At 37.7% G+C, this 23895-nt stretch carries 22 protein-coding genes; 15 read left to right on the plus strand and 7 right to left on the minus strand.

Annotation, left to right across the window (positions count from 1 at the left end; translation table 11 throughout):
- Nucleotides 1–2: 2 nt before the first annotated feature.
- Nucleotides 3–2060 carry a dipeptide/oligopeptide/nickel ABC transporter permease/ATP-binding protein gene (locus AABJ44_RS08180; protein ID WP_338368413.1) on the plus strand — a complete coding sequence of 686 codons (2058 nt, stop codon included), beginning with the start codon at nt 3–5 and terminating at the stop codon, nt 2058–2060.
- The gene (locus AABJ44_RS08185; RefSeq protein ID WP_338368414.1) at nt 2060–3028 is read left to right on the plus strand and encodes an oligopeptide/dipeptide ABC transporter ATP-binding protein; all 969 of its coding nucleotides are present in this window, start codon (nt 2060–2062) and stop codon (nt 3026–3028) included. Before AABJ44_RS08180 ends, AABJ44_RS08185 begins: the two co-directional genes overlap by 1 nt.
- Before the next feature lie 9 nt (nt 3029–3037).
- Here the strand turns inward: AABJ44_RS08185 and AABJ44_RS08190 are convergent, their stop codons facing one another.
- Together AABJ44_RS08190 and AABJ44_RS08195 are read right to left on the minus strand one after the other, a co-directional pair.
- Nucleotides 3038–3598 (minus strand): DUF2812 domain-containing protein, encoded by a 561-nt coding sequence (locus AABJ44_RS08190; RefSeq protein WP_338368415.1) that lies wholly within the window; start codon nt 3596–3598, stop codon nt 3038–3040.
- Between the two features lies 1 nt (nt 3599).
- Nucleotides 3600–3911: a PadR family transcriptional regulator gene (locus AABJ44_RS08195; RefSeq protein ID WP_338368416.1), complete on the minus strand. Its 312-nt coding sequence runs from the start codon at nt 3909–3911 to the stop codon at nt 3600–3602.
- A 453-nt stretch (nt 3912–4364) separates the two neighbouring features.
- Here AABJ44_RS08195 and AABJ44_RS08200 point away from each other — a divergent pair, with 453 nt between their 5' ends.
- The 3 genes from AABJ44_RS08200 (at nt 4365) to AABJ44_RS08210 (ending at nt 6468) form a co-directional block, all read left to right on the plus strand.
- Nucleotides 4365–4580, plus strand: coding sequence for a helix-turn-helix domain-containing protein (locus tag AABJ44_RS08200; protein ID WP_338368417.1), 216 nt, complete (start codon nt 4365–4367; stop codon nt 4578–4580).
- 135 nt (nt 4581–4715) lie between these two features.
- Nucleotides 4716–5021, plus strand: coding sequence for a hypothetical protein (locus tag AABJ44_RS08205; protein WP_338368418.1), 306 nt, complete (start codon nt 4716–4718; stop codon nt 5019–5021).
- 22 nt (nt 5022–5043) lie between these two features.
- Complete coding sequence (locus AABJ44_RS08210; RefSeq protein WP_338368419.1) at nt 5044–6468, plus strand: KAP family P-loop NTPase fold protein; 1425 nt, start codon at nt 5044–5046, stop codon at nt 6466–6468.
- Nucleotides 6469–6566: 98 nt separating this feature from the next.
- On the opposite strand, the gene AABJ44_RS08215 is transcribed toward AABJ44_RS08210, so the two are convergent.
- Complete coding sequence (locus AABJ44_RS08215) at nt 6567–8660, minus strand: DUF262 domain-containing protein (RefSeq protein ID WP_338368420.1); 2094 nt, start codon at nt 8658–8660, stop codon at nt 6567–6569.
- Nucleotides 8661–8847: 187 nt separating this feature from the next.
- Here AABJ44_RS08215 and AABJ44_RS08220 point away from each other — a divergent pair, with 187 nt between their 5' ends.
- The 7 genes from AABJ44_RS08220 (at nt 8848) to AABJ44_RS08250 (ending at nt 16298) form a co-directional block, all read left to right on the plus strand.
- On the plus strand, nt 8848–9078 hold the full coding sequence (locus AABJ44_RS08220) for a hypothetical protein (protein WP_338368421.1): 231 nt from the start codon (nt 8848–8850) through the stop codon (nt 9076–9078).
- Nucleotides 9079–9096: 18 nt separating this feature from the next.
- Complete coding sequence (locus tag AABJ44_RS08225) at nt 9097–10179, plus strand: Fic family protein (RefSeq protein ID WP_338368422.1); 1083 nt, start codon at nt 9097–9099, stop codon at nt 10177–10179.
- Between the two features lie 212 nt (nt 10180–10391).
- Nucleotides 10392–10817 carry a hypothetical protein gene (locus AABJ44_RS08230; RefSeq protein WP_338368423.1) on the plus strand — a complete coding sequence of 142 codons (426 nt, stop codon included), beginning with the start codon at nt 10392–10394 and terminating at the stop codon, nt 10815–10817.
- A gap of 177 nt (nt 10818–10994) precedes the next feature.
- Nucleotides 10995–13313 carry a methionine--tRNA ligase gene (gene metG / locus AABJ44_RS08235; RefSeq protein ID WP_338368424.1) on the plus strand — a complete coding sequence of 773 codons (2319 nt, stop codon included), beginning with the start codon at nt 10995–10997 and terminating at the stop codon, nt 13311–13313.
- An 88-nt stretch (nt 13314–13401) separates the two neighbouring features.
- On the plus strand, nt 13402–14151 hold the full coding sequence (nadE, locus tag AABJ44_RS08240; protein ID WP_338368425.1) for an NAD(+) synthase: 750 nt from the start codon (nt 13402–13404) through the stop codon (nt 14149–14151).
- Between the two features lies 1 nt (nt 14152).
- Nucleotides 14153–15430 (plus strand): lipid II:glycine glycyltransferase FemX, encoded by a 1278-nt coding sequence (locus AABJ44_RS08245; RefSeq protein ID WP_338368426.1) that lies wholly within the window; start codon nt 14153–14155, stop codon nt 15428–15430.
- A 1-nt stretch (nt 15431) separates the two neighbouring features.
- Entirely contained in the window at nt 15432–16298 is an 867-nt protein-coding gene (locus tag AABJ44_RS08250; RefSeq protein ID WP_338368427.1) for a DUF5718 family protein, read from the plus strand.
- Here the strand turns inward: AABJ44_RS08250 and AABJ44_RS08255 are convergent.
- Genes AABJ44_RS08255 through AABJ44_RS08270 form a run of 4 tightly spaced genes read right to left on the minus strand, consistent with a single transcriptional unit; the run spans nt 16252 to nt 21060 of the window.
- The gene (locus AABJ44_RS08255) at nt 16252–17613 is read right to left on the minus strand and encodes an ATP-grasp domain-containing protein (protein WP_338368428.1); all 1362 of its coding nucleotides are present in this window, start codon (nt 17611–17613) and stop codon (nt 16252–16254) included. The genes AABJ44_RS08250 and AABJ44_RS08255 overlap by 47 nt on opposite strands.
- Complete coding sequence (locus tag AABJ44_RS08260) at nt 17604–19031, minus strand: hypothetical protein (RefSeq protein WP_338368429.1); 1428 nt, start codon at nt 19029–19031, stop codon at nt 17604–17606. Before AABJ44_RS08260 ends, AABJ44_RS08255 begins: the two co-directional genes overlap by 10 nt.
- Complete coding sequence (locus tag AABJ44_RS08265) at nt 19015–20103, minus strand: DUF58 domain-containing protein (protein ID WP_338368430.1); 1089 nt, start codon at nt 20101–20103, stop codon at nt 19015–19017. The genes AABJ44_RS08260 and AABJ44_RS08265 overlap by 17 nt, the downstream gene beginning before the upstream one ends.
- Nucleotides 20104–20106: 3 nt before the next feature.
- Nucleotides 20107–21060 carry an AAA family ATPase gene (locus tag AABJ44_RS08270; protein ID WP_338368431.1) on the minus strand — a complete coding sequence of 318 codons (954 nt, stop codon included), beginning with the start codon at nt 21058–21060 and terminating at the stop codon, nt 20107–20109.
- 111 nt (nt 21061–21171) lie between these two features.
- On the opposite strand from AABJ44_RS08270, the gene AABJ44_RS08275 reads away from it, so the two are divergent.
- The 3 genes from AABJ44_RS08275 to AABJ44_RS08285 all read left to right on the plus strand — a co-directional run bounded on the left by AABJ44_RS08275 (nt 21172) and on the right by AABJ44_RS08285 (nt 23884).
- Entirely contained in the window at nt 21172–21396 is a 225-nt protein-coding gene (locus tag AABJ44_RS08275) for a hypothetical protein (RefSeq protein ID WP_074640715.1), read from the plus strand.
- Nucleotides 21396–22742: an MATE family efflux transporter gene (locus AABJ44_RS08280; protein ID WP_338368432.1), complete on the plus strand. Its 1347-nt coding sequence runs from the start codon at nt 21396–21398 to the stop codon at nt 22740–22742. The genes AABJ44_RS08275 and AABJ44_RS08280 overlap by 1 nt, the downstream gene beginning before the upstream one ends.
- Before the next feature lie 215 nt (nt 22743–22957).
- Nucleotides 22958–23884 carry a ribonuclease Z gene (locus AABJ44_RS08285; RefSeq protein WP_338368433.1) on the plus strand — a complete coding sequence of 309 codons (927 nt, stop codon included), beginning with the start codon at nt 22958–22960 and terminating at the stop codon, nt 23882–23884.
- Nucleotides 23885–23895: the final 11 nt, after the last annotated feature.

Below are 23895 nucleotides of genomic sequence, written 5' to 3' on the forward strand. Positions count from 1 at the left end.
AAATGAAAAAATTAGCACAGTACATTAAGACAAGACCTCTCGCATTGACCTCCCTGATTTTCCTCGCCCTCGTTTATCTTGTAATGATTTTTGCAGAGTTCTTTGCACCTTACCAGCCGACACAGACCTTTGAAAATAACACATACCATCCGGCAAATCTTCAGCTGACAAGTCACGGCATCAAAGTTCGCGAGTGCCGCACCATCAGTAAAATCAACTGGAAGTACGCCCGCGTAAAAGACGAAGGCTACACCCACGACTTCATACTTTTTGCTAAGGGCTACGAATATAAACTTCTCGGCTTTATCCCATGCGACCGCCATCTCTTTGGAACAAAGGACCAGGCTTACCCGGCATATCTTCTTGGCGCCGACCATCTTGGCCGCGACCTTTTCAGCCGCATCATTTACGGAAGCCGCATCTCCCTTACAATCGGTTTTGTCGCCACCGCAATCGCCATGGTGCTTGCAATAATCTTCGGCGGCATCTCCGGTTACTTCGGCGGAAAAACCGACTGGTTCATAATGCGCTTCGCCGAGTTCTTTATGCTCATCCCAAGCCTATACTTTATCCTTTTCCTGCGCTCGCTCTTAAACAGCCGCATGGATTCAGGAACCTCATACATGATAATCACGCTGATTCTTTCGCTGGTCGGCTGGCCGGGTAGTGCAAGAACCATACGCGGAATTGTACACTCCGTAAAACGCGAAGAGTTTATTCTCAACACCAAACTCGAAGGCGTTCCGTCCCTCGTCGTAATTTTCGGGCACATCATTCCGCAGATTACAAGTCTTTTGATTGTAAGCATAACGCTGAGTGTTCCGGGCTTTATCATGAGCGAAACAACACTTTCATATCTTGGCCTTGGTATCAGTGATCCTGCCGTGAGCTGGGGCTCACTTATCAACCGCGATATTTCAACTCTCTCAAATCTCAGAAACTTCCCGTGGCTTTTGTATCCGGTTCTCATGCTGCTGCTTGTGACTCTTGCCTTCAATTTTGTCGGTGATGCGCTCCGAGATTTCTATGACCCGTACAGCGCTGTTTTCAAAAGATTTAAAAAGGGGAAGGGGGAAGTCTCCCCCCGCTCTAATCGAGAATCCGTTAAAAACCGAGCTGCGGCAGCGGGTCGGTTTAGGATTTTCCACCAAATTGCGCACATCCGGGCTATGCCCGGATGTACCCCTTCTCCTAAGGGCTCCGCCCTTAAGAACCCGCCGTCACCGGAAGACAGTATCCTCTCTGTCCAGGACCTTCACGTTACCTTCCACGTACTCCGCGGAACAGAGTGGACACCATTCGAAGCTGCCCGCGGCGTTTCCTTTGATGTAAAAAAAGGCGAAATCCTCGGACTCGTCGGCGAATCAGGAAGCGGTAAGTCTGTTTCAACAACAGCCATACCGGGACTCCTTCCACAGAATGCAGAATGCACCGGCCACATTTATTACAATGGAGTTGACCTTCTTTCACTCTCACAAAAAGAACTCCGTGAATACCGCGGCAAAAAGATAGCCCTTATTTTCCAGGAGCCGGGCCGTTCTTATGATCCTCTTCAGAATGTAGGAAGCATCTTCTTTGAAACATTCAGAATCCTCGAACCAGAGATTACCCGCGAGGCTGCTGACAAAAAAACAATCGAACTTCTCACACAGGTTGGAATCCCTGAACCGGATAAGCGCCTCAAATCATATCCTCATCAGTTTTCTGGCGGCCAGCTTCAACGAATCGGAATTGCACTTGCACTTGCCCAGAATTGTGAACTCTTAATTGCCGACGAGCCTACAACCGCGCTCGACGTAACAATTCAGGCACAGATTATTTCACTCCTTTTGAAGCTGCAGAAAAAACGAAATCTTTCAATCATCTTCATCAGCCACAATATCAATCTTGTTGCCCAGATTTCAGACAGAATTGCCGTAATGTATCAGGGCCAGATTATTGAAACAGGAAGTCCGGACGAGGTTATCAAAAATCCTCAGCACGAATACACACAAAAGCTTGTTTCATCGCTCATTGAATTTGGAACTCATTACACAGACAAGAAAGGAGGGCAGAACTAATGGCAAACGAAAATATCATCGAAGTAAATAACCTTTCAAAAACCTTCAATCTGGAAGCAGGCTTTTTTGCAAAAAACAAGCAGAATGTTTATGCCGTAAATGACGTAAGCTTTGCAATTAAACGCGGAACAACTTACGGACTCGCCGGTGAGTCAGGCTGCGGAAAAACCACAACCGCAAGACTTTTAATCCAGCTTTATAAACAGACAAGCGGCTCAATAAAATATTTTGACGCCGAAGAAAAACTCCCACAGGAAGTTGAAGCCTACAAAAAAAATCAGCTCCGCCTTTACCGCGAAAAAGTAAAATACATTTTCCAGGACCCGGCCCGCTCGCTTAATCCAAGACTCAGTATTTACAACGTACTTACAACAGGTCTTAAATATTCTTCCTTGTGGCAGGGAAAGGTCGCCGCACGTGAGCTTGCAGAAAAAATAATCACAGAGGTAGGCCTTTCAGCAGAAGACCTCGAACGTCGTCCCGCAGAGTTCAGCGGTGGCCAGAGACAGCGCATTTCAATTGCCCGCGGTCTCATCATGAATCCATCACTTCTTGTATGCGACGAAGTAGTTTCTGCTCTGGACGTTTCAATTCAGGGACAGGTTTTAAACTTACTGCAGGATCTCCGCCAGACCAGAAATCTCAGCTATCTTTTTATCACCCATGATCTCAAGGTAGCCTGTTATTTCTGTGACACAATTGGAGTAATGTATCGGGGCTACATGGTAGAAGAAGCCCCGGCCGCTGATCTTTATAAAACTGCAATTCATCCTTACACAAAACTTCTTTTCGAAGGTGCACAGGGAGTTCTCAACAATTCAAATCAGGAAGTAAAGACAACATTGCAGCAGGAAAACTGCTGTCCGTTTGCATACCGCTGTCCAAAAGCAACTGAGCGCTGTAAAAAAGAACTTCCTGAGTTTACGAAGATTTCTAAGGGACACAGAGTAAGGTGCTTTGAAGCTTAATAAGTATGTTTATTCAAGTCTTTCCTTAAGTTTTCTGATTTTCACAAAGCTCTTTATAAAAACATAAGTGTAGAGAATAAACATCAAAGTAAAGAAAGCTGTAATCACATAATCCCCCCTAGCGTTTCCAAAGTCACCATGAATTCCTTTAATAAAGTTCGGAATTACCAAACAAAGGAAAATTGTAATGAAGGGCAGGAGTCTGCGCTGCTGGATCTTCTGAAGCATCTGTAACTTTGAAGAATTATCAGAAAAAATCTCGTTGCTATTATCAGTATTATTTGCAGCAAGTGGTTTTCTAAAAATTGAAAAGCCGTTTACCGACCACAGGAATTCCCAGCCGTTATCAGCAAACATCTGACGATACTCAGGATTCTTTGAGCCGTTCTCATTTGTAAAATCAATTCTGTATGTCATATCTTCCGGTTCACATTTTTCAAACTTGTATAAACCAGGAAGCTTAAAGCTTACAACCTTCCAGCCGTTCTTGTGCTGTTTTTCAAGAAAAGCCTGTTCTTCTTCATATTCAAAAAGTGTATAAAATCTAAAAAGTGTCTTTGTGTTTTTCATTTTATTTTCCTCCAATATTTCTATAAAGTCTTTTGATTCGTTCTATTTCCAGCTGAAGAACTTCCTGGCCAACTGAAGAGATTTTGTAAAGCTTTCGTTTTTCTTCTTCACGAACGAATTCAATCAATCCATCCTTTTCCATTTTCCCCAAAGTTCCGTACATCGTGCCCGGTCCAATGTCTACCTGGCCTTCTGTCATCTGTTTTACCTTTTGAGTTATATTGTATCCATGCATTTCTTCCTGAAGGCAAAACAAAATGTAAAACCCGGTTTCTGTCATCGGAACATAGACACGTTTAATTCTTGCATCCATGGCCACCTCTCCAAGTATTGTATTTCGATATATCGCACCTCGCTATAACGAAGTTAGATATAATATATCGCAGTGTGATATATGTGTCAAGATTTTTTTGAAATTTTGGAGAGAAGTTATTAATTCCACTTTCAAGGGTTAAAAAAGAATAGCGCGGGATCCCCACGCCATCTCGGTGGACCGAGATCTTTCGACCAGCCCAATAATTATTATAATTATATCATTGGAAATATCAAGGAATTTAATTAAAACTAATAACGCATAGTAACTACAAAAGAAGGTAAAAAACGAATGAGAAAAAGACTCTAATTCTTTGGCTGTGAGATTGAAGAAGTTGAAGAAAGATGAATAGATTATCATGATTTTGATTAAAGTTTTTATATATATTTTCTTTGATAAACTGTGATATTTTATGTCCCAAAAACCTAAAGTGTGCTATAATATTTTATTATTATGCAAGTAGATTACAGTAGGCTTTGGACACGTCTTAAAGACAAAGAAATTAAAAATAAAACTGACCTCATCCCGATGGCTGGGATTTCTACGAACATTTTAGCTAAACTCAATAAAGACGAATATATCTCTATGGATAATCTCCATAAAATATGTACTGTTATGGACTGTGATATTGGAGATATTGCGACTTTTAATGAAAAAATAATACAGTGACGTTTTTTGGCACTTATGATTGGTAACATGATTTGAGGAAAAAAAGAACTTTCTGAAGAAGAAAAGGAAATCAAATCAAAGCGTAAACTTATTCAAGAAAAACTTATTAAGTTTGCAACACGTATTCCTGTATTTATGTATTTGAGTGATTACCGTGAATACTCTTTGAAAGATGTTATTCAGCAGCTGCAACCAGCTTTGTTTAAGAAGGTAACGGGTTTAACTGTAAAAGATTTTAATCTTCTGGTTAGTTTGAATGTATTTAATGAAGCTTTGATGAATGATGCCGTTTATAAGTTCAAACGTTACGAGGATGGAAGCCTTGTTAATACTGGTATTAACAGACATGAAGGTGAAAAAGTTGGTTTGTATAATACTGTATTAACTGCTGAAGATTATGAACTTTTGGCTAAGCAGCAACAGGAAAGTATGAGAAATTAATTAAGAGGCAATAAGAAAAATAATGAAAAGTTATGATTTAAAACCAACAAATGAAAATATATTAGAAACATTAAAAAATGATCGTATTAGAAGACGTCTTTATTTAATTAATTTTTTGAAATTTCTTGATATTGTTAATACAAATGCAACAATTTCCTTAGATGGTGAATGGGGATCTGGAAAAACATTTTTTATTAAACAAATTATTTATGTATTATTAAATACAAATATATTTATAGAAAATGAAAATATGGAAGCAAATAGAGAAGAACTCGAAAAATATCTTGGTAAAGATATAATGTATGATAGAACATTTCTTCCAGTATATTACAATGCTTGGAAAAATGATAATTTGATGGATCCTTTATTATCTGTTATTAGAGAAATTATAAACTCATATTCATCAACAAAGAAATTTACCGGTAATACTGATGTAATATCAGGAATTAAAAGTATTGCAAAAGATATAATTAGTTCATTTGAATTACATATACCATTACCTAATAAAGAAAACCCTGCTAATCCTGGTTCTATTGATATTTCTGGCGAAAACTTATCAAATGTTATTGATTCTTTAGACCACCTTAAAAAGAAAAACTATTTAGAACAACTTGAAGAAGAAGATGTTTTACAAGAAAAAATTAATCAATTATTTAATCAAATATGTGAAGAGAAAGGTGATAGAATCATAGTCTTTATTGATGAATTAGATAGATGTAAACCAACGTTTGCAATCAATTTACTTGAAAGAATTAAGCATTATTTTGATAACGAAAAAATTACATTTGTATTTTCAACTAATATTATAGAATTGCAAAATACTATTAAGAATTATTATGGAAATAATTTTGATGCTGAAAACTATTTAGATAAATTTTTTAATTTTAGATTTCAGCTTCCTACAATAGATATAAATGAATATTTGCAATTTTTAGGAGAAACACTTAACACTTCATATGAATCTACCCAATTATTATTTATTATGGAACATTTTAAATTTTCAATGAGAAATATTAATCATTATCTACAGACCTATGATATTGTATCAAGATTATTTAAATCATATAACAATATTACTTCAGATTATGGATTACAATTTTGTTCTGATTGTATTATTCCAATTCTTGTTTATTTATATCTCTTTGATAAAAAACGTTATAAGAATTTTTTAATGGGTAACGAAGAAGAATTTTTCATAAGTCTTATGTTATGTAAAATAAATGATACATATATTAAAGATTTTGTTTTTCTTACTTCATCATTGTCCGGCTCAGAAACTAGAGAAAAAGGTAGCCTAAGGGCTATTTACAATCTAATTTTTTCACAAGAAAATTATGATACCTTTTTTGCAAAGGCAATATCTACAAAATACAAATTTGTACCAAAAATAAAAAATATATTGGAATCATGTATGTCTTGTTTATTTGATGTCTCTTTATTTAATTAAATATATATTGAAATATTTAATAATAGCAAAAGTAAATTGTGCAAGATATTGAAGAGAAATTAGAGATAAATGAACAAGCGAATAATATAAGAAATTAATTATTTTTTTATATCAGTACTGCAAGCACTATATACAAAATCACTTTGTTCGATTTCATAATAATCCAATAATTGAGAAATTATTTTTATCAATTTTGGAGAATTATAATTATGACTGATATATATTTCTGTACCTTCAATCTGCGTATCTTCGTTTACTTGATTTCTATCATATGAAAAGCTTGCATATTTACCTTCAACAAGATGTACATTTTCTTTTGCGAGTGTTTCTATAATTGTGCTGTCTAAATCATATAAACGTTTACTCAGCGAAATAAGCATTGAAGCGAAAGAATTACAATTAACTTTTTCACCTTGTAAAATATAATAATCAGGACGCTTATATTCAGCATTATCTGGATTATCACAACTATATTCTTTATAGCCAGGAGAATCAAAAGATATCTTGTTTTTTGGATTCTCAATTGGAAATAATTGTAAAATCATATCAGCAAGAATATTTGCTCTATTAAGAATAGTATTAATATTCCATTCTTTACAATCATTTACATCTTTATAAAGAACAACAACTTTAGTATTTTTACTATCCAATAATTCAAGCTTCTCTGTAAAAGGGCGATCTCCCAATTCACTGTTATAACCAGTTAATGTTAAATTGCCTAATGTGTGTTGATATTTTTCTTTATCGAACTCCCAGTTTGAACCAAGCATCTTTTGCCATTCTTCAGAAAGATTTTTGTTTTGTGGTAAAATGTGTTCGATAGTAAGATTACCAGTTTCGATTTCTAACGATTCTTTTCCTTGATTTTCAATACTAGAAAGTAAATATTTACATAATGCATTTTTACGATAAAGATTATTATCAATTAATGCCTGCTTAAATATTGTATCATTTCTAATCGCATCGTTTGTAGACAATTGCAACATAAATGAAACTATAGAATCATAGTAATTTTCTTTATTTGCAGCATTTGAAAAAATACGGGTATATAATGTTTTATATAAACCGCGTAAAGAATTAGAAGCTACATCACAAATTAAACGACGGATGCTATAACTTAATAAGAATGATAATACTTTATCCAGTTCTTCTTCTGTAATAACCTTATTTTCAAAATCATCAAAAACACTAAAGAGAAATAAATATACAGTTGTTTGTTTAAGATTTCTCAAACCATCTAAAGCTTTATTTGTATATTCATTATATTTATTTTTATCACCATAAAGGAATACATGATAAATTTTAGCATAATGAAATAATTCCTGAAGCATAGATTCATTTGTATAATTATTATCTCTAAATACTTTTTTAAAATATTCATATGCAGTTGATTCTTTAGCAAAACCATCAATTTTAAGATTCAAATAATCCTGAAAGAAATTTGGCATTTGTTTTTTATCAATTAAATTTTCAATTTCCAACCAATAATCTTTATATAATTTTTCTTGATTTACATCTGTCATTAAAACAAAATTTCGAATTTTATCAGAAAGATTTAACGGAACTCCGGTAGAATTAATTCTTTCAAAAATTTCTTGGGCATTATCATCTGCACCTAATTTAATCTTTGCACATAATAATTTTTCAAGACCTTTATAAATTTCTTTTACAGTAAGTCCTTTTGCTTGTTCTTCCTTTATAAGTTTTGTAAATAATTCGTAATTTATCCAAATACCTGTTGATTTATCAACTTTGTCATATTTTTCTTCCATAAGCAAATAAAGTTGATTGTTATCACTTTCAACAGGTTTCAATTTTAATTTACTTTGTTGGGTAACATCATAAGTATCAAATTTATCTACATTATAAAGAGCTTCATCTATTAATTCTTTTGTACCAGCTGTTTCAGCTAAATCTCTCATTGCCTTCAAAAGAAGATAGACAGTAGTAATTCTTTGCTGACCATCAATTAAAACATAATAAACAATATTATGTTCTTCTTTTAAATAAGCATAAACTACAGAGCCACAAAAATGTGTTTTATCTCTTTTATACGCTTGAACAATATCCTGAAAAAGTTTTATACATTGTTCTGAAGACCATTCATAATTTCTTTGATAAACAGGAATTGTATATTGTTTTTTATTTGGTTCTATAAAATCATTAATAATGCGGCCAGGTTCAATTTCCATTTTTTTTAACACCTTAAAATATTAAATTTTAATAATTAAATTATATCATAAATTTATAATTATTGGTGAAAAATCAGTTTTATCAAATATTATACTATGAAAATATTTCCCAATAGTTAAAAACTATTAACCAAGGGGTAAAACATATTAACCGTCAGGAAATACATTATGGGCTTACACTTAAGCCATGATGATTCAGGGAAAGAGCTGCACACTGACTGTGGCGAAAGACGGTGAATATTATCCATTACCATACAGCGAGGAAACTGTACGACAAGCGTCGAAAGGCTACGCTCTGCCTGGCGTAATTGGCATAAGGAACAGAGAGAAATTACCTGCATCTGATGAGAAAATCGGTAATTCCAATTTTTCTTCAAACGTTTCAAAGTCTATATCATTGATGATTTTTTATATTTAATACAGTATAATTACATAGATGGCTGAGAAGAATCCATATGAATTAGATTTTGAAAAATATATTCGCAATACAGAACCTGCTAAGAAAGATAAAACCTATGCATGGACAACGGCTATAGGTTTACAGCAGGTGGATGGGCTTACTCCATCAAAATATCTTTTTGATACTGCAAAACGAAATATTGAAGGTGAAATCACCTTTGATGAAGCAAAATCGCTTATAGATACTTATTATGAATCTAAAACAGAACGGCTCGATACTTCCGAAGAACGGACGGAAGAGGCTGATAAAGTTGCTTCCCGAATTGCACAAATAATAAGTGAAAACTCATTCAATTTTTCTCCTTCTCATTTAATTGCAATACATGGAAGATTGTTTGAAGGAATCTTTAAGTTTGCAGGAAAGCTCAGAGATTACGATATTTCAAAGCATGAATGGGTTTTAAATGGCGATACTGTTATGTATGGTGCAGCATTTGAATTAAAGATGGCACTGGATTATGACTTTGAGCAGGAAAGAAACTTTAATTACAAGAATTTGAGTATAGAAGAAATTGTAAAACATATTACCTTCTTTGTTTCTCGTCTCTGGCAGATTCACGCTTTTGGAGAAGGAAACACAAGAACAACGGCTGTATTTACAATCAAATATCTTCGCTCACTTGGATTTAATGTAAATAATGATATCTTTGCTGAAAATTCCTGGTATTTTAGAAATGCTTTGGTACGTGCAAATTACAACAATCTGCAGAAGGGAATACAGGAAAATCCAGAGTTTCTTGAACGATTCTTCCGAAATCTGTTGATGGGAGAGCATAATGAGCTTAAAAACAGATACTGTCATATAAAGTATTCTAAACAGGCTGAAAAGAAAGTTACTCAAAAGGTTACTGTAAACGTTACTGTAAAATTCACTGCAAATCAGAAAAAAATTCTTGAAGAAATAAAGAAGAATCAATTTGTAACGCAGGAGGAGCTTGCTGAGATTATTGGAATTACAAGAAAAAGTATAAATGAAAACATGAAGAAACTGCAAAGTATGAATATTATTGAAAGGATAGGTGCTGATAAAAACGGTTATTGGAAAATCAGTGAACTTTAGAGTCTTAATGTGAAAGACGGAATAAATAAATGTAGAAGTCATTTTTGAAGAATCAGAATTAGAAGAAAGTTCAGTGGTTCGGAATTTCCGAATTTACTTCAATCTTGAAACATCTATTAATGCATTTTAAGTAAAATTGCGTTATAGTTAATAATGACAGAACTTAAAAACGTCTTAAATGAATATCTTTTATCTTTCTCAAGGAGTTCAGTATGAATAAAAAATTGTGGAAATTACTTTGGTTTGGTGTGCCTCTTACAAAAGTGGTGTATGCATTTCTTGCGTATTCTAACCGTAAAGAAATTGATAATTCTTTTCAGATGGTCAGTCTCTTGATTTTAATTATTGGACTTATAACCTGTACTTTGAGTATTCTTTTATCCAGAAAAATCTATCAGAAAAGCTTTTATGAAAACAAACTTGTAAAAAGTTTCATTGGAAGCACAAAGAATGCGGATGATTCAGCTTCTGTTTTTGTCCTTTTTACTATGCTAATTGGTCTTGCAGAAACTGCAGCTTTATTTGCTTTTGTTCAATATATTCTTACTGGAAACTTAATTGTTGGCTGTATTTTATATGCTTTCAGCCTGACTGCCTGGGCTTTTAATTATCCTTCTGATATGAAAGAAGATGAATAGTGATACGCAGTGAGCAAACTGCCCGGGGGTTTTAGGGGGCAGAGCCCCCTAGGAGAAGGGGTAGCGGAAAACGCCGCAGGCGGTTGGAGCGAGGGGAAGGCTTTCCCCTTATAATTGAATTTTACTCATTTTTTCTATATAATGATTTAATTATTTTCGATTTATTCAGGGGAAAAAATGAACAGACGACTTATCACAGCAGCTTTACCATACGTAAATAATATTCCACATCTGGGAAATATCATTCAGTCTCTTTCGGGAGATGTTTTTGCACGATTCTGTCGTAACCGCGGGTATGATACTCTTTACATTTGCGGTGTTGATGAATACGGTACTGCAACTGAAACTAAGGCGCTTGAGGAGAAGACTGAGCCTCGCGCGCTGTGTGATCACTACTATGGCGAGCACACAAAAATCTATGAATGGTTCCACATCAATTTTGATAAATTCGGACGCACTTCGAACGAGCAGTGTACTGAAATTACACAGGCTCTTTTTAATGATCTGGACAAGGCCGGCCTGATTCACGAGCATGTAAACAAGCAGCTTTTCTGTCCTCACTGTAATATGTTCCTTGCTGACCGCTATGTTGACGGAACTTGTCCTAAGTGCGGTTATGAAAAGGCTCGCGGTGACCAGTGTGATAAATGTGGTTCGCTGCTTGATCCTATCGAACTTAAAGAGCCTCGCTGCCACACCTGTGGTTCAACTCCTGAGGTTCGTGAAACAAAGCATTTGTATATTGACCTTCCTGCTATGAGCGAAAAACTCAATGCATGGATGGATAAAGCTAGTGTTGAAGGACGCTGGTCTGATAATGCTATCAATATGACTAAGGCATGGATCCGCGACGGTCTTCAGGAACGTGCTATTACCCGTGACCTTAAGTGGGGTATTCCGGTTCCAAAGGCTGGTTATGAAAATAAGGTATTCTATGTCTGGTTCAATGCGCCAATCGGATATCTTTCCATAACAAAGCAGTTGGCTGATGAGCTTGTAAAGGCTGGTAAACAGAGTTTTGACTGGAAGAGCTGGTGGCTGCCTTCGGAGTCCGAAGAGGCTAAGGGTAAGGAAAAGGTTGATTTATTCCAGTTTATCGGCAAGGACAATATTCCGTTCCACACTGTTGTATTCCCTTGTACTATGCTCGGTTCTCCTCACGACTGGACTAAGCTTCACCACATGTCTTCTACTGAGTTCCTTAATTATGAGGATGGAAAGTTCTCTAAGAGTCTGGGAATTGGTGTATTTGGTTCTGATGCTATTGAGAGCGGAATTCCTGCTGATGCATGGCGTTTCTATATTTTCTATAACCGCCCTGAAAAGCAGGACTACCAGTTTACCTGGAAAGACTTTATGGAAAAACTCAACGGCGAGCTGATTGGTAACTTGGGTAACCTTGTAAACCGCACTCTGCTGTTTGTTACAAAATATTATGATGGAAAGATTCCTGACGCTCCTGTTGATGAAGAGCTCTGGAAGCAGGTTCGCGAGCTTGAGGCTAAGGCAACTGAAAGTCTCGAGTGGGCTGATCTGAAAGATGCATTCCACACTATGTTTGACATTGCTGATATCTGTAATAAGAAGTTCCAGGCAACTGAGCCTTGGAAGGCACGTACAGAAAACCCTAGCGTTGCTGAAAGCCTTATCCATAACCTCTGTTATGTTATTAAGGATTTGATGATTATGATGAATCCTTATATGCCTCAGTACACTCAGAAGATTATGAGTTACTTCGGCAAGTCTATTCAGGAAAGCAAGGTTGGAATGGAAACAAAGCCTGGTTATACATGGGCTGATTTAGGAGTGACTGAAGGTTTGAGCATCGTTGGTCCAACTGAAGTTTACTTTAAGCCAATGGATCAGAAGACTATGCTTGCATTCCGTGAGAAGTTTGGCGGTAAGCAGAATAAGGATGCCGCAAAGGGCGAGGGCAAAAAAGAAAAGAAAGCTGATAAGAAGAAGGCTGAGCCGGTTGTACTTCCTGTTGACCAGCAGGCTGATTTCTTCAACAAGAATATTGAATTGACTGTTGCAAAGATTGTTGATGTAAAGCCTAATCCGGAAGGAGAAAAGCTTTATATTGAAACTCTTGATGATGGAAGCGGAACTCCTAGAACTATTCAGTCGGGCCTCCGCATGTACCTCAAAGAGAGTGACCTTCTTGGTAAGCATGTAATTATTGCTGCTAACCTTGCACCTCGTACAATGCGTGGTGTTGAAAGCCGCGGTATGCTTCTGGCTGGTGACTATAAAGATGCTGATGGCAAGGACTGCGTAGAAGTTCTTGATGCCAGCTGGGCAGCTCCTGGAACTAAGGTTGTTCTTGAGGGCGCTGATGTAAATGCTACAAAGAAAGAGCAGATTACAGGCGATGAGTTCTTTGCAGTTCAGATTGCAGCTAAAGACGGCGTAGTTCAGATTGCCGGAAAGAAGCTGCTTGCTGATGGAAAAGAAATTAAGACTGAGAAAGCACTTAATAGTGAAATTGGGTAAAATCCGTCATCCCGACCCTGAACTTGTTTCAGGGTCGGGATCTATTAAATAGATGCTGAAACAAGTTCAGCTTGACAAGGAAAGTATAATGAGTATTAAAGATGAAGCAATAGAATGGATTCACAGCTATTTTGAAAAGAACGGCAATCCGCAGACTAAAGCAGTAATCGGTATTTCAGGCGGAAAGGATTCTTCTACCGTTGCAGCCCTTTGTTGTGCTGCTCTTGGTAAAGACCGTGTTATCGGTGTTATGATGCCGAACGGCGTTCAGTCTGATATTGAAGATTCTAAAAAACTCTGTGCTTTCCTTGGAATAAAAAACTACACTGTAAATATTGCTGATGCATACAACGGACTTACCCGCTCAATCAAGGATTCTCTTGGAGCAGATGAAGTACCGGCTCAGTATAGAACAAACACACCGGCACGCCTTCGCATGGCAACTCTTTACGGAATTGCCGCAATGGAAGGAAATGCCCGTGTTTCAAATAACGGTAACTTAAGCGAGCGCCTCGCAGGTTATTTTACTTTGTGGGGTGATGGGGCTGGAGACTTTGCGGCTCTTGCAAATCTTTATGTTGATGAAGTAGTGGAGCTCGGACTTTCTCTCGGGCTTCCTGAAGAACTCTGCCATAAAGCGCCTTCAGACGGAATGTCCGGAAAAACTGATGAAGATAACCTTGGCTTTACTTATGCTGATCTTCGTGCCGTTGCCGAAAGCAAAACTTCAGGCATGGATGAAGCAAAAGTTGCCGTAATCAAAAACAGAATTAACATGATGGATTTTAAGAAGAATCTTTTGAATCTTCCATGTTTTGTTCCATCGATTAGGAAATAGAATGTTCGACATTAAAATAAAACCAATCGAAAGTTCCGCCCACGAAAACGACGGAACTTTTTTACAAACTCCTTTCTGGTGCCAGTTCAAGACACGACACGGGTGGACTTACAGACGGTTTGAAGTTGAGTATACACTACCGCCGTTGAATGAAAAAAACGAAGACTGTGATAAACCGCAGCCGAGTTCTACGGTGTTTTCGACAGGCTCAACCACCGTACATTCAGAGCTCGCCGTCCTCAACCGCAGTTTCGCAAAGGGCGCATTCTCAATTGCATATATTCCTCTTTTTCCAAAACTGCCTTATGAGTGTACTTCAGAAGAATTACTCGATAAGGCTTTTGATGAGGAAGGTGATGCTTCTGTTCTTGCCGGTCAGGAAATCATAACTCCGGAAACTCAGACAATTGAGTTTGTACATTTACTCAGCGAACTTGCTGCAGCCCTTAAACCAGAGCTTCCTAAAAATACAATTGCAATCCGCTTTGATCCTGATGTTATTTTCAGCACACCTGAAGACCGAGATCTTTTCAATTACGGAATGAAAACAGTAGCTTATGCAGACCGCATCAAGCTTAAAAAGAACTCGGTAGATATCCAGCCGCCTGACAGCACACTTGTAGACCTCACTGGCACAGAAGAAGAAATCCTCGAAAAAATGCATTCTAAGTGGCGCTACAATATCCGCCTGAGCGAAAGAAAGGGCGTTACAGTAAAACGTTACTTAGGAAATGATATCAACTTGTCTGAAAAATTAGACAAGTTTTATGAACTGACAAAGATTACAAACGCCCGAGACGGCAATGCAAGCCACGCAAAGGCTTATTATTTTGATCTGATTAAATCTTCTGCAGACGAAATCAGCAAGGGCCGCGATGTACCTGTAATCAGCCTGTATATCGCAGAGCACGAAGGCGAGGAAATTGCTTCCATCATGACACTTTTCAGCCACGACGAAGCAATCTACCTTTACGGTGCAAGCAGCAACAATAAACGCAACCTCATGCCAAATCATCTTCTTCAGTGGACAGCAATGAAGGATGCAAAAGTATACGGCAGTAAATACTACGACATGTACGGAATGCCACCAGAGGGTAAGGATGAAAACCATCCTATGCACGGCCTTTACATGTTCAAAGCAAACTTCGGTGGTAAGAACATCCACCGCACCGGTAGCTGGGACGTCCCACTTAAACCTGTTTACCGCTGCTACAGCGCTGCAGAAAAACTCCGCGCCTTCTGGCATAAGAAAGTAATTAAGAAATTAAAGGGCCGCTAATATGAACTTTTACGATACAACTGATATCCCGTGCTTTGGTGTAGCCGGAAATTTCACAGGTCACCTCGAACAGGCCGGAGAAGCCTCAGACTTCAAAAACGTTAAGACGCTTGAGCAAAACGCTCCAAAGGCCATTTTTCCGACATTTTTACCGTTAAAACAGCCAAATTCGGGCTCTAACGCTTCAGTAATTCCCGATTTTCTCACAACCTTCCCATTTGACCCAAAACGCATTATTTTCCCAAAAGGCGAAGAAAGGCTTCAGATAGAACCGGAATGTGCTATCGTATTCAATGCAACATGGAACGACGATACACTCACAGAACTCAAGCCAGTAAGCTTTGGAGCTTCTAATGACTGCTCAATCCGTAAACAGGGTGCAAAGAAAATCAGCGAAAAGAAAAACTGGGGAGAGTGTACAAAAGGCTTTTCAGAAAATCAGATAGCAGCTGACGGCTTTGAAAAAGGCTGCCTTCTCGACGACTACAGAATCGCAAGTTTCCTCATCCGAAACGGCGAAGTATACGACTATGGTGAAAACTCCGCAGTCCGCGATTACAGTTACATCTACAAAAAACTCACAGACTGGATGCTCGACAAATTCAACAATCAGCAGAACGAAGGTCCTGCAGAAGATATTCACAGCTACCTTGTAGCAGCCGGCCGTCCACAGAAAATCATGGTTTCAATCGGTGCAACACGATATACCGCCTGGGGTGAATCAAACTTCCTGCAGAACGGAGACAAGGCTGTAGTTGTTGTTTATCCGGAATCAAAATACACACCGGAACAGATTCATAAAATGGCAGAGACAGGAGACTTTACAGATTCCACTGTTTCAGCATTAGTGCAGACTGTTGAACTATAGAATCTTCCGGGAAAAGCTCGCACAACCGCGCCACAGTCTTTTCCAGAACTGATTTTTGCTCATCGACAATAATACATTCACAGAAGCCTTTTTCACGCTCCTGTTTTGCAGCAAGATCATTGGTTTGATTGAGAAGACGAACTCCCGGCAGCTGAAGGATTTCTTTCATTTGGGATTCAGAAACCAACGGGAGTTTGAGGTTTAAAACATATTTATTTACATCTGCGGTGTTTTCACCCTTCGACAGACTCAGGGAACGGAAATTATGAGCCCCCTCATTCATCGTATTCACCGCAGCCATATACATAATCTCGAACAAACTCCTTTCAAGCCAGCTAGCATACGTATAACTCATACCGCTGAGTCTTGGGTTAATCTCAATGATATTCCAGTTGCCGTCATTATCTAAAATCAAATCCACCTGGGCACAGCCACGCAGTTCAAGTTTTTCAGCAAGAGAAAGCATCATCTCCCTAAGCGAATCAGGTAATTCGCACGGACCAATTTTGATGCTCTGTTTCGGGCTCGTAATTCCATACTGATTTACGCTGAAAGTGAAAGGAGGTAGCACAGTGTACTTTCCTGGCACTCCGTAAATCTCAAGTCCGTACTGACGTCCCTCAATAAACTCTTCAATCAGGCGGTTAGAATTATTTCGTTTTGAATTAAGATAACCAGCGGCTTCGCCGTAAGTATGAACAACCGTCATACCGTAAGAACTAAGCCCGGTAGTATCTTTTATAATCAGCGGAAGCTTGAGTTTTTTAATCTGCGCCATTACGCTTTCTTTATAAACATTTCTCAAAACTTCACGATTACTTCCCGCGCAGAAATACAAATCATGATCAACAAAAACAGCCTTAGGAACAGTAAAACCTAGCTGTGCCAGTAAATTATGAGTACGCCATTTATCAAAACAATTAAGCCCGCACTCAACAGAATGACACACAGTCTTCACTCCGGCAGCTTCAAGTTTTTCAGCGACAATTGCATCACTTACAGGAAGCCAGTCATAAGGAGAAATCCAGAAAGTCATTGCAATTGCCAGATCAGGTTTTAGTGATAAAACAAAATCAACAAATGAATCTGTATCAGTTTCCTGCGGCAGGTAATGGATTTGTGACTTCGTATCTCCCTCAGAACTATCAAACTCCGGCAAGAACATTCCAGGCTTCTGTGTGACACAGAAAAAATCATCATCAGAATGTACAGCACAAAAGTCCTTAAACGCCGATGTATTTGATGGCATTACGTTTATTTTAAAAGTGTCTTCATCAAATACATTTGAGTTTGTGCTGTAAAAAACTATTCGCATATTATTTCCTTAATTGATGCAATAAAAATTTTCTCTTCTTCTGCAGTAAGTACATTCTTATCGTAAAGTGCCTTTTCAAACAACTGCCCGACGAGATCTGCCGTTTTATTTTTAAACAATGCGGTATATTCAGCAGGGGCGAGAGTCTGAGTAAATTTAATGCCGTGCGACTGTCCCCAATCGATTAAACGCATGAAGTGTTTTGTGAGACGGTCAATCTCATCAATCTTTTCCTTACTGCGTTTTGATTTTTTCAGAAACTCCATCATTGATTCACGGAATTTCTTTCCTTGAACCGTGGAATATTGTTCATCTGAACCTGTACTTTTTGAAAATACATATCTGAAAAATTCCCTTATTTCCTGCCATAACTCACGAAGAAATTTTAACAGATGACCTTCTGTCCAGAATACACGGAAATGCTTAGTGAAAAATGGTTTTATGAAGAATATAAGCCCGAGAATTGAAAGCCCTGTAATTGCAAGCCATTTTATAAGCTCTGCAATAAACTCAAGAATCCAGCTTGGCCGCGAATTACGTTCCATTCTTTCCTCAGACTGAGGCTCAATTTGAAAATCAATGAAGTCAGGTAATTCAGGAATATAGCGTTCCTTTTCATGAGTTTCTTTATATTCCTGAACATAACCAATCTTTATAAGAGCATTATCAGAAGAAAGTACAGCACCTGCAGTACAGGAAATAGCAGCAATCAGTAAAACTGAACCAAAAAGTTTTCTTCCGTTTCTTACATAATCCTTAAATCCAAGAAAGGCATAAAAAATATCATTCTTAAACATGCCAAGCATAAAGCAGCACAGTAAAACATTAAGATAAAAGAATATTACAAGAAGGAGGGTAATAAATGAGAAATATCCTTCAGAAAGTTTTCCAAAAACAAGAACAACAAACATGGAAATTGAAATTGCAAACATCATAACCTGTTGTCCTTTTATTTTTTCAGTCAAGTCTATTGCAGAAAGATTGTTGTGGAATAAATACTGTTCAAGTTCTTTTCCAGCATAATCTTCACAATCATACATAAACGCATCATGAAAAATAAACAGTTCGTTAATGCCTACCTGCAGAAAATATTGAACAGTTAGAATTACAATAAGCACATATGGCGCATTTGTTTTCCCCGTTATATAACAAAGAAATAGAATTCCAAAAATATAAAATACAATAAATACAAGATGCATTGCCGACTTTATCTTTTCCAGCGCAAAAATCTGAAGTACCAGCGTAAATACAATTCCAGAACCAATAATCAAAATGTAAGTAAACCAGTCAATTAAAACCCGTTCAACTTCATAATTATTTAATACAGGAGAGAAAACACTGGTTGCCGTAAGCATCAGAGAGACTATGGTTGAGAAAACTAAAAATCTTTCAAAAATTCTGCTAAACCGACATTCCATATTTCCTCATAATACCAGTATTTACAGTATTTATATTTTCTTTATTTGCTTCAACTTTTAAGAAGTACGATTCAACTTCTCTTGGACCAATCACAAACACAAGAGTTCCAGCGGGTAACTGATGCGTAAATTTCTTTACAGGATCATATTCAACTTTACCAGGCTCCATTTTTATAACAGAAAGTAAATCCAGAATACAATCAGCCTGATTCTGACGTGGCGGTAAATACGGAAAACCAGTTCCATAAGCTGCAAAACCACAACGCTGTCTTAATACCCGGGACTTTTCAATAATGCAGGCAGCTATTTCAATTGCCTTTTCAGAATGATAGTGACGGTTATGCAAATCATAATCATCTTCTGCAAGATTCAAAAACACAAAGAACGGCGCATCAAAAGAATCTTCATATTGATTTGTATAAAGAGAATCAAACTTAGCGCTTGTACGCCAGTTAATACGCTTCTGTTCATCACCATTCTGATACTCACGGATTGAACGGCGCATAGTAATATCTTCATAGCAGGGATTATTTATTTTAAGATTTCCCTGAGGGAAGCCCGGAATTGTATTTGTAATCAGTTTAATTCTTGCAGGACGGACGGTAATTTCAATAGGAGCCGGAACTTCAACATTTATCAGAAAGAGACCAAGAGGATCACTTGTTCTGATTCTTACAGGCCCTCCATGAAAAAGACCTCTATCCTGAGAAGTAATTGTATAAACAATCTTTTTGAGTTCATGAGGACGTAAAGAAATTACGCCTTTATTGCCTTCATTAAAAATATAAAAGTAGGGTATCTCATCAAAAAAATACAGGACATGAGCTGTCAGCATTGAATAGTTTTTTATAGTTAATGATATTTCTGATTTTTCTTTACAAGCCAGTTTCAGCTCATTTGTATTTCTTTCGATTTTTATTGTACGGCTTAAAACAAGTGCATACATAAAAGAAATCAGAAATACAAACAGAACAGAAAGACATACAAACTGAAGCAGTCTGTATGGACTTACCAGGAAAAAGAGTAAACTGATAGCTGATGCAACATATATCAGAGGAGATACTTTGATCATATTTTAGACATGTGCTCTAAAGGCTGGAACAGGAACTGTTTCAATCAGTTCATTTATGATTTTATCAGCTGTATAACCTTTTAAAAGTGAATCACTGGTTAAAATAATTCGTTTTCTGAAAACAGGAAGTGCCAGAAGTTTTACGTCTTCTGGAGTTACAAAAGTACGTCCGTTAACAGCTGCATATGCCTGGCAAGCCTTATATAAAGCAATAGAACCGCGTGGAGAAACTCCGGCAGCAATTCTTAAATCATTTCTGGAAGCTTTTGTTAGAGAAATTAGATACGAAAGAACTGCATCATCAACATGAATTTCTACAGTTTCCTTCATTGCTTCAAGAATATCATTTTTAGCAACTACAGCCTTAACATTTTCTACAGGATGAATAAGACTTCTTTGAGCAGTAATAATCTCAGCTTCTTCAGCTTCGCTTGGATAGCCCATAGAAAGAGTCATCATAAAACGGTCTTTCTGAGCTTCAGGAAGCGGGAAAGTACCTTCTGATTCAACAGGATTTTCGGTAGCCAGAACAAAGAACGGCTTTTCAAGTTCATGGCGGATTCCATCAACACTTACCTGATTTTCAGCCATACATTCAAGAAGTGCAGACTGTGTACGTGGAGTTGCGCGGTTTAATTCATCAACAAGAACGATAGATGCCATTACAGGGCCGGCACGGAATTCAAAACTCTTTGAATCCGGAAGCCAGACAGAACTTCCTGTTACATCTGACGGCATAAGGTCTGGAGTACACTGAATACGCGAAAATTCAAGACCGGAAGCTTTTGCAACCGATTTGGCGAGAACAGTTTTTCCAGTACCCGGAACATCTTCAAGAAGTACATGACCACCTGCAAAAAGGCAGGCGAGTACCATATCTACAACATCAGTATTTCCTTTGAAAACCTGACATACTTCTTCTTTAATTTTATCTGAAACTTCTTTGATTTTTGACATATTTTTGATTATAACATATCGAAGAAGTCACTGCATTATAAAAAATTATTTATAAAATAAATTAAGGGATTTTCCTTGCGACAAGGGCTGCAATTCAATAGAATATCCGCAATGACAAAGGATGATTTTTTATTTCTTGTTGAAACCAAAACGCCTCATGAATTTATCTATAAAGGTAAGATTTACAACATGACATTCGATAAAGCGGCAGATGGAAGTACAATCATTGTTTTTGGACCGCTTTTTGAAGGCGAACGTTTTGATTCTGTAGGTGAGTTTCTCAACAGGGCAAAAATCGAAAATCATTTTTTTAAAGACATGCTGGATATATTCTAATGAGCCGTTCAAATCAGATAGATATGACAGAGGGCCCGATTTTCGGAAAGCTCCTCAAATTTTCAATACCACTTATTGCCTCAAGCGTCTTACAGCTGCTTTTTAACGCTGCTGATGTAGTTGTAGTAGGACGTTTTGCAGGGGATAATTCACTTGCTGCAGTAGGATCTACAGGTTCCCTCATAAATCTTCTCATAAATCTTTTTATGGGCCTTTCAGTTGGAACAAATGTTGTAGTAGCTCATTATTTTGGCGCAAAAAAACAGGATGAACTTCGTGATACAATCCACACAGCCGTTTTAGTTTCAATTTATAGTGGACTGATTCTCACCGTTGTCGGGGTACTTGGAGCAAAACCGATACTCACCTTTATGCAGGCTCCAGAAGAAGTTTTGAATCTTGCGGCGCTTTATCTGAGAATCTACTTTGGCGGAATTACAGCCACAATGGTTTATAACTTTGGAAGTGCAATTCTCCGCGCCAAAGGTGATACCCAGCGTCCACTTTATATTCTGCTTGGAGCAGGTATTCTGAACTTTGTCCTCAATCTGATTTTTGTAATTCCTCTTAAAATGGATGTCGCAGGCGTTGGACTTGCAACAGTTATATCACAGATAATTGCCGCAATTCTTGTAATTATTCTTTTGATAAAAGAACCAGATGATTTTCATTTGAATCTCAGAAAGCTCCGCATCAACCGGATGATATTTACACGCATCGTTAAAATTGGGTTGCCGGCCGGCTTTCAGGGAATCATGTTCTCTTTCTCAAATGTAATCATCCAGTCATCTGTAAATACCTTTGGTGCAACTATGATTGCAGGAAACTCAGCTGCTGTGAACCTGGAAAGTTTTATTTATACTTCAATGAATGGATTTTCTCAGGGAGCTTTAACTTTCTGTTCACAGAACATGGGAGCAGGAAAGACAGACAGAATCCGTAAAGTTGTCTGGATTTCCCAGGGCTCAATAATTGTGATTGGAGGAGTGCTTGGAGCATTATTCCTTGTGTTTGGAAAACAAATGCTTGGAATCTTCTCAAAAAGTCCCGATGTCATTTCAGCAGGAATGTCACGACTCTGGATTATCTTTACAACATATTTCCTCTGCGGAATGATGGATGGAATGGCAAACTCTATCCGCGGAATCGGCCACTCACTTATGCCGGTAATTTCCTCGCTCCTCGGGGCCTGCATCTTCCGAATCATCTGGTTATGCACCGTCTTCCTGATTCCACAGTTCCATACACCTCAGACAATCTTTATTTCATATCCAATAAGCTGGATTCTGACATTTATTGCAAATGTAATCTGGTATAACAAATATATGAAGAAACTTAAGATATAAGTTGCAGAAGTTAAGAACTCAATATAAAATTAAGATCACTCAACTGCAGGCAAACAGATTATAGCCCGTATCATGGCAGTTGCAGATGTTTTTGATGCACTGTCATCTCCACGTGTTTACAAACCCGCATTCTCCCTCGAAATATAATTCGGAAGTATAGGATAATTTTTCTAAACTGTTTTATTTTTCCTTAATTTCTGATATTATACCCAATTATGAACATGGAAGCTTTTATTCTGGGCTGCGGGGGAATGCAGCCTTTACCATATAGACATTTGACTTCGGTGCTGCTGCGCCGAGAGGGAAACCTTTTTCTTTTTGATGGTGGAGAGGGAACACAGGTAAGCCTTAAACGACTGAATCTCAAATGGAAAAAAATCGACGCCATCTTTGTTTCTCATACACATGCTGATCATGTAACAGGACTTCCTGGTATTCTTATGCTTTCTTCTCAGGTTGATAGAACTGAACCTCTTTACATTTACGGACCTCCAAAAATCAAGGAATACATTGAAACAAGCCGTAAGGTTCTGGATATGTATATCAACTATCCGATAGTTGTAAAGGAAATCACCGCGCCATGTATTGTTCACTCTGGTAAAGATTTTTATATCCGCGCCTTTCCTCTGGAACACACAAAAACCTGCGTAGGCTATACACTCGAAGAAGCAGATCGTCCTGGAGAGTTCTTCCCGGATAAGGCTCGCGAACTTGGAGTTCCTTGCGGACCTCTCTGGTCTGATTTACAGAAGGGCTTTGAAGTTACTACACCAGACGGAAAAACTGTCAAACCGGAAGAGGTTATGGGTAAAAAACGCAGTGGACGTAAGTTCTCTTTTGTAACTGATACACTTTTCAAGCCTTCTATTATTGATGAGGTTCGCGGTTCTGACCTTCTTATCTGCGAAGGAATGTTTGAAGCAGAACTTGAAGATCAGGCTAAAGAGAAAAAACATATGACCGCAGTTCAGGCTGCTACAATTGCTAAAGAAGCTGATGTCCGCCGCATGTGTATGATTCACTATAGTCCACGCTACACAGACAAGGAACTTCAGAAGCTGCTGGACGAAGCTCAGGCAGTATGGCCAAAAGCTGAACTCTCACGCGACCGAATGCATATAGCTATTCCATTTATTGACTAGATTCCGAATCA

The organism is Treponema bryantii (genome assembly GCF_036492245.1).
Lineage (GTDB): Bacteria > Spirochaetota > Spirochaetia > Treponematales > Treponemataceae > Treponema_D > Treponema_D bryantii_C.

What these genes read in the sequence shown, in the direction of transcription:
- AABJ44_RS08195 (WP_338368416.1), bottom strand. Translation starts at nt 3,911, where the DNA reads ATGGATGCAAGAATTAAACGTGTCTATGTTCCGATGACAGAAACCGGG.
- AABJ44_RS08255 (WP_338368428.1), bottom strand. Translation starts at nt 17,613, where the DNA reads ATGCGAATAGTTTTTTACAGCACAAACTCAAATGTATTTGATGAAGAC.
- AABJ44_RS08200 (WP_338368417.1), top strand. Translation starts at nt 4,365, where the DNA reads ATGCAAGTAGATTACAGTAGGCTTTGGACACGTCTTAAAGACAAAGAA.
- AABJ44_RS08185 (WP_338368414.1), top strand. Translation starts at nt 2,060, where the DNA reads ATGGCAAACGAAAATATCATCGAAGTAAATAACCTTTCAAAAACCTTC.
- AABJ44_RS08275 (WP_074640715.1), top strand. Translation starts at nt 21,172, where the DNA reads ATGACAAAGGATGATTTTTTATTTCTTGTTGAAACCAAAACGCCTCAT.
- AABJ44_RS08205 (WP_338368418.1), top strand. Translation starts at nt 4,716, where the DNA reads ATGTATTTGAGTGATTACCGTGAATACTCTTTGAAAGATGTTATTCAG.
- AABJ44_RS08230 (WP_338368423.1), top strand. Translation starts at nt 10,392, where the DNA reads ATGAATAAAAAATTGTGGAAATTACTTTGGTTTGGTGTGCCTCTTACA.
- AABJ44_RS08280 (WP_338368432.1), top strand. Translation starts at nt 21,396, where the DNA reads ATGAGCCGTTCAAATCAGATAGATATGACAGAGGGCCCGATTTTCGGA.
- AABJ44_RS08180 (WP_338368413.1), top strand. Translation starts at nt 3, where the DNA reads ATGAAAAAATTAGCACAGTACATTAAGACAAGACCTCTCGCATTGACC.
- AABJ44_RS08250 (WP_338368427.1), top strand. Translation starts at nt 15,432, where the DNA reads ATGAACTTTTACGATACAACTGATATCCCGTGCTTTGGTGTAGCCGGA.
- AABJ44_RS08190 (WP_338368415.1), bottom strand. Translation starts at nt 3,598, where the DNA reads ATGAAAAACACAAAGACACTTTTTAGATTTTATACACTTTTTGAATAT.
- AABJ44_RS08220 (WP_338368421.1), top strand. Translation starts at nt 8,848, where the DNA reads ATGATGATTCAGGGAAAGAGCTGCACACTGACTGTGGCGAAAGACGGT.
- AABJ44_RS08260 (WP_338368429.1), bottom strand. Translation starts at nt 19,031, where the DNA reads ATGGAATGTCGGTTTAGCAGAATTTTTGAAAGATTTTTAGTTTTCTCA.
- AABJ44_RS08215 (WP_338368420.1), bottom strand. Translation starts at nt 8,660, where the DNA reads ATGGAAATTGAACCTGGCCGCATTATTAATGATTTTATAGAACCAAAT.
- AABJ44_RS08285 (WP_338368433.1), top strand. Translation starts at nt 22,958, where the DNA reads ATGAACATGGAAGCTTTTATTCTGGGCTGCGGGGGAATGCAGCCTTTA.
- AABJ44_RS08225 (WP_338368422.1), top strand. Translation starts at nt 9,097, where the DNA reads ATGGCTGAGAAGAATCCATATGAATTAGATTTTGAAAAATATATTCGC.
- AABJ44_RS08270 (WP_338368431.1), bottom strand. Translation starts at nt 21,060, where the DNA reads ATGTCAAAAATCAAAGAAGTTTCAGATAAAATTAAAGAAGAAGTATGT.
- nadE (WP_338368425.1), top strand. Translation starts at nt 13,402, where the DNA reads ATGAGTATTAAAGATGAAGCAATAGAATGGATTCACAGCTATTTTGAA.
- AABJ44_RS08245 (WP_338368426.1), top strand. Translation starts at nt 14,153, where the DNA reads ATGTTCGACATTAAAATAAAACCAATCGAAAGTTCCGCCCACGAAAAC.
- AABJ44_RS08265 (WP_338368430.1), bottom strand. Translation starts at nt 20,103, where the DNA reads ATGATCAAAGTATCTCCTCTGATATATGTTGCATCAGCTATCAGTTTA.
- AABJ44_RS08210 (WP_338368419.1), top strand. Translation starts at nt 5,044, where the DNA reads ATGAAAAGTTATGATTTAAAACCAACAAATGAAAATATATTAGAAACA.
- metG (WP_338368424.1), top strand. Translation starts at nt 10,995, where the DNA reads ATGAACAGACGACTTATCACAGCAGCTTTACCATACGTAAATAATATT.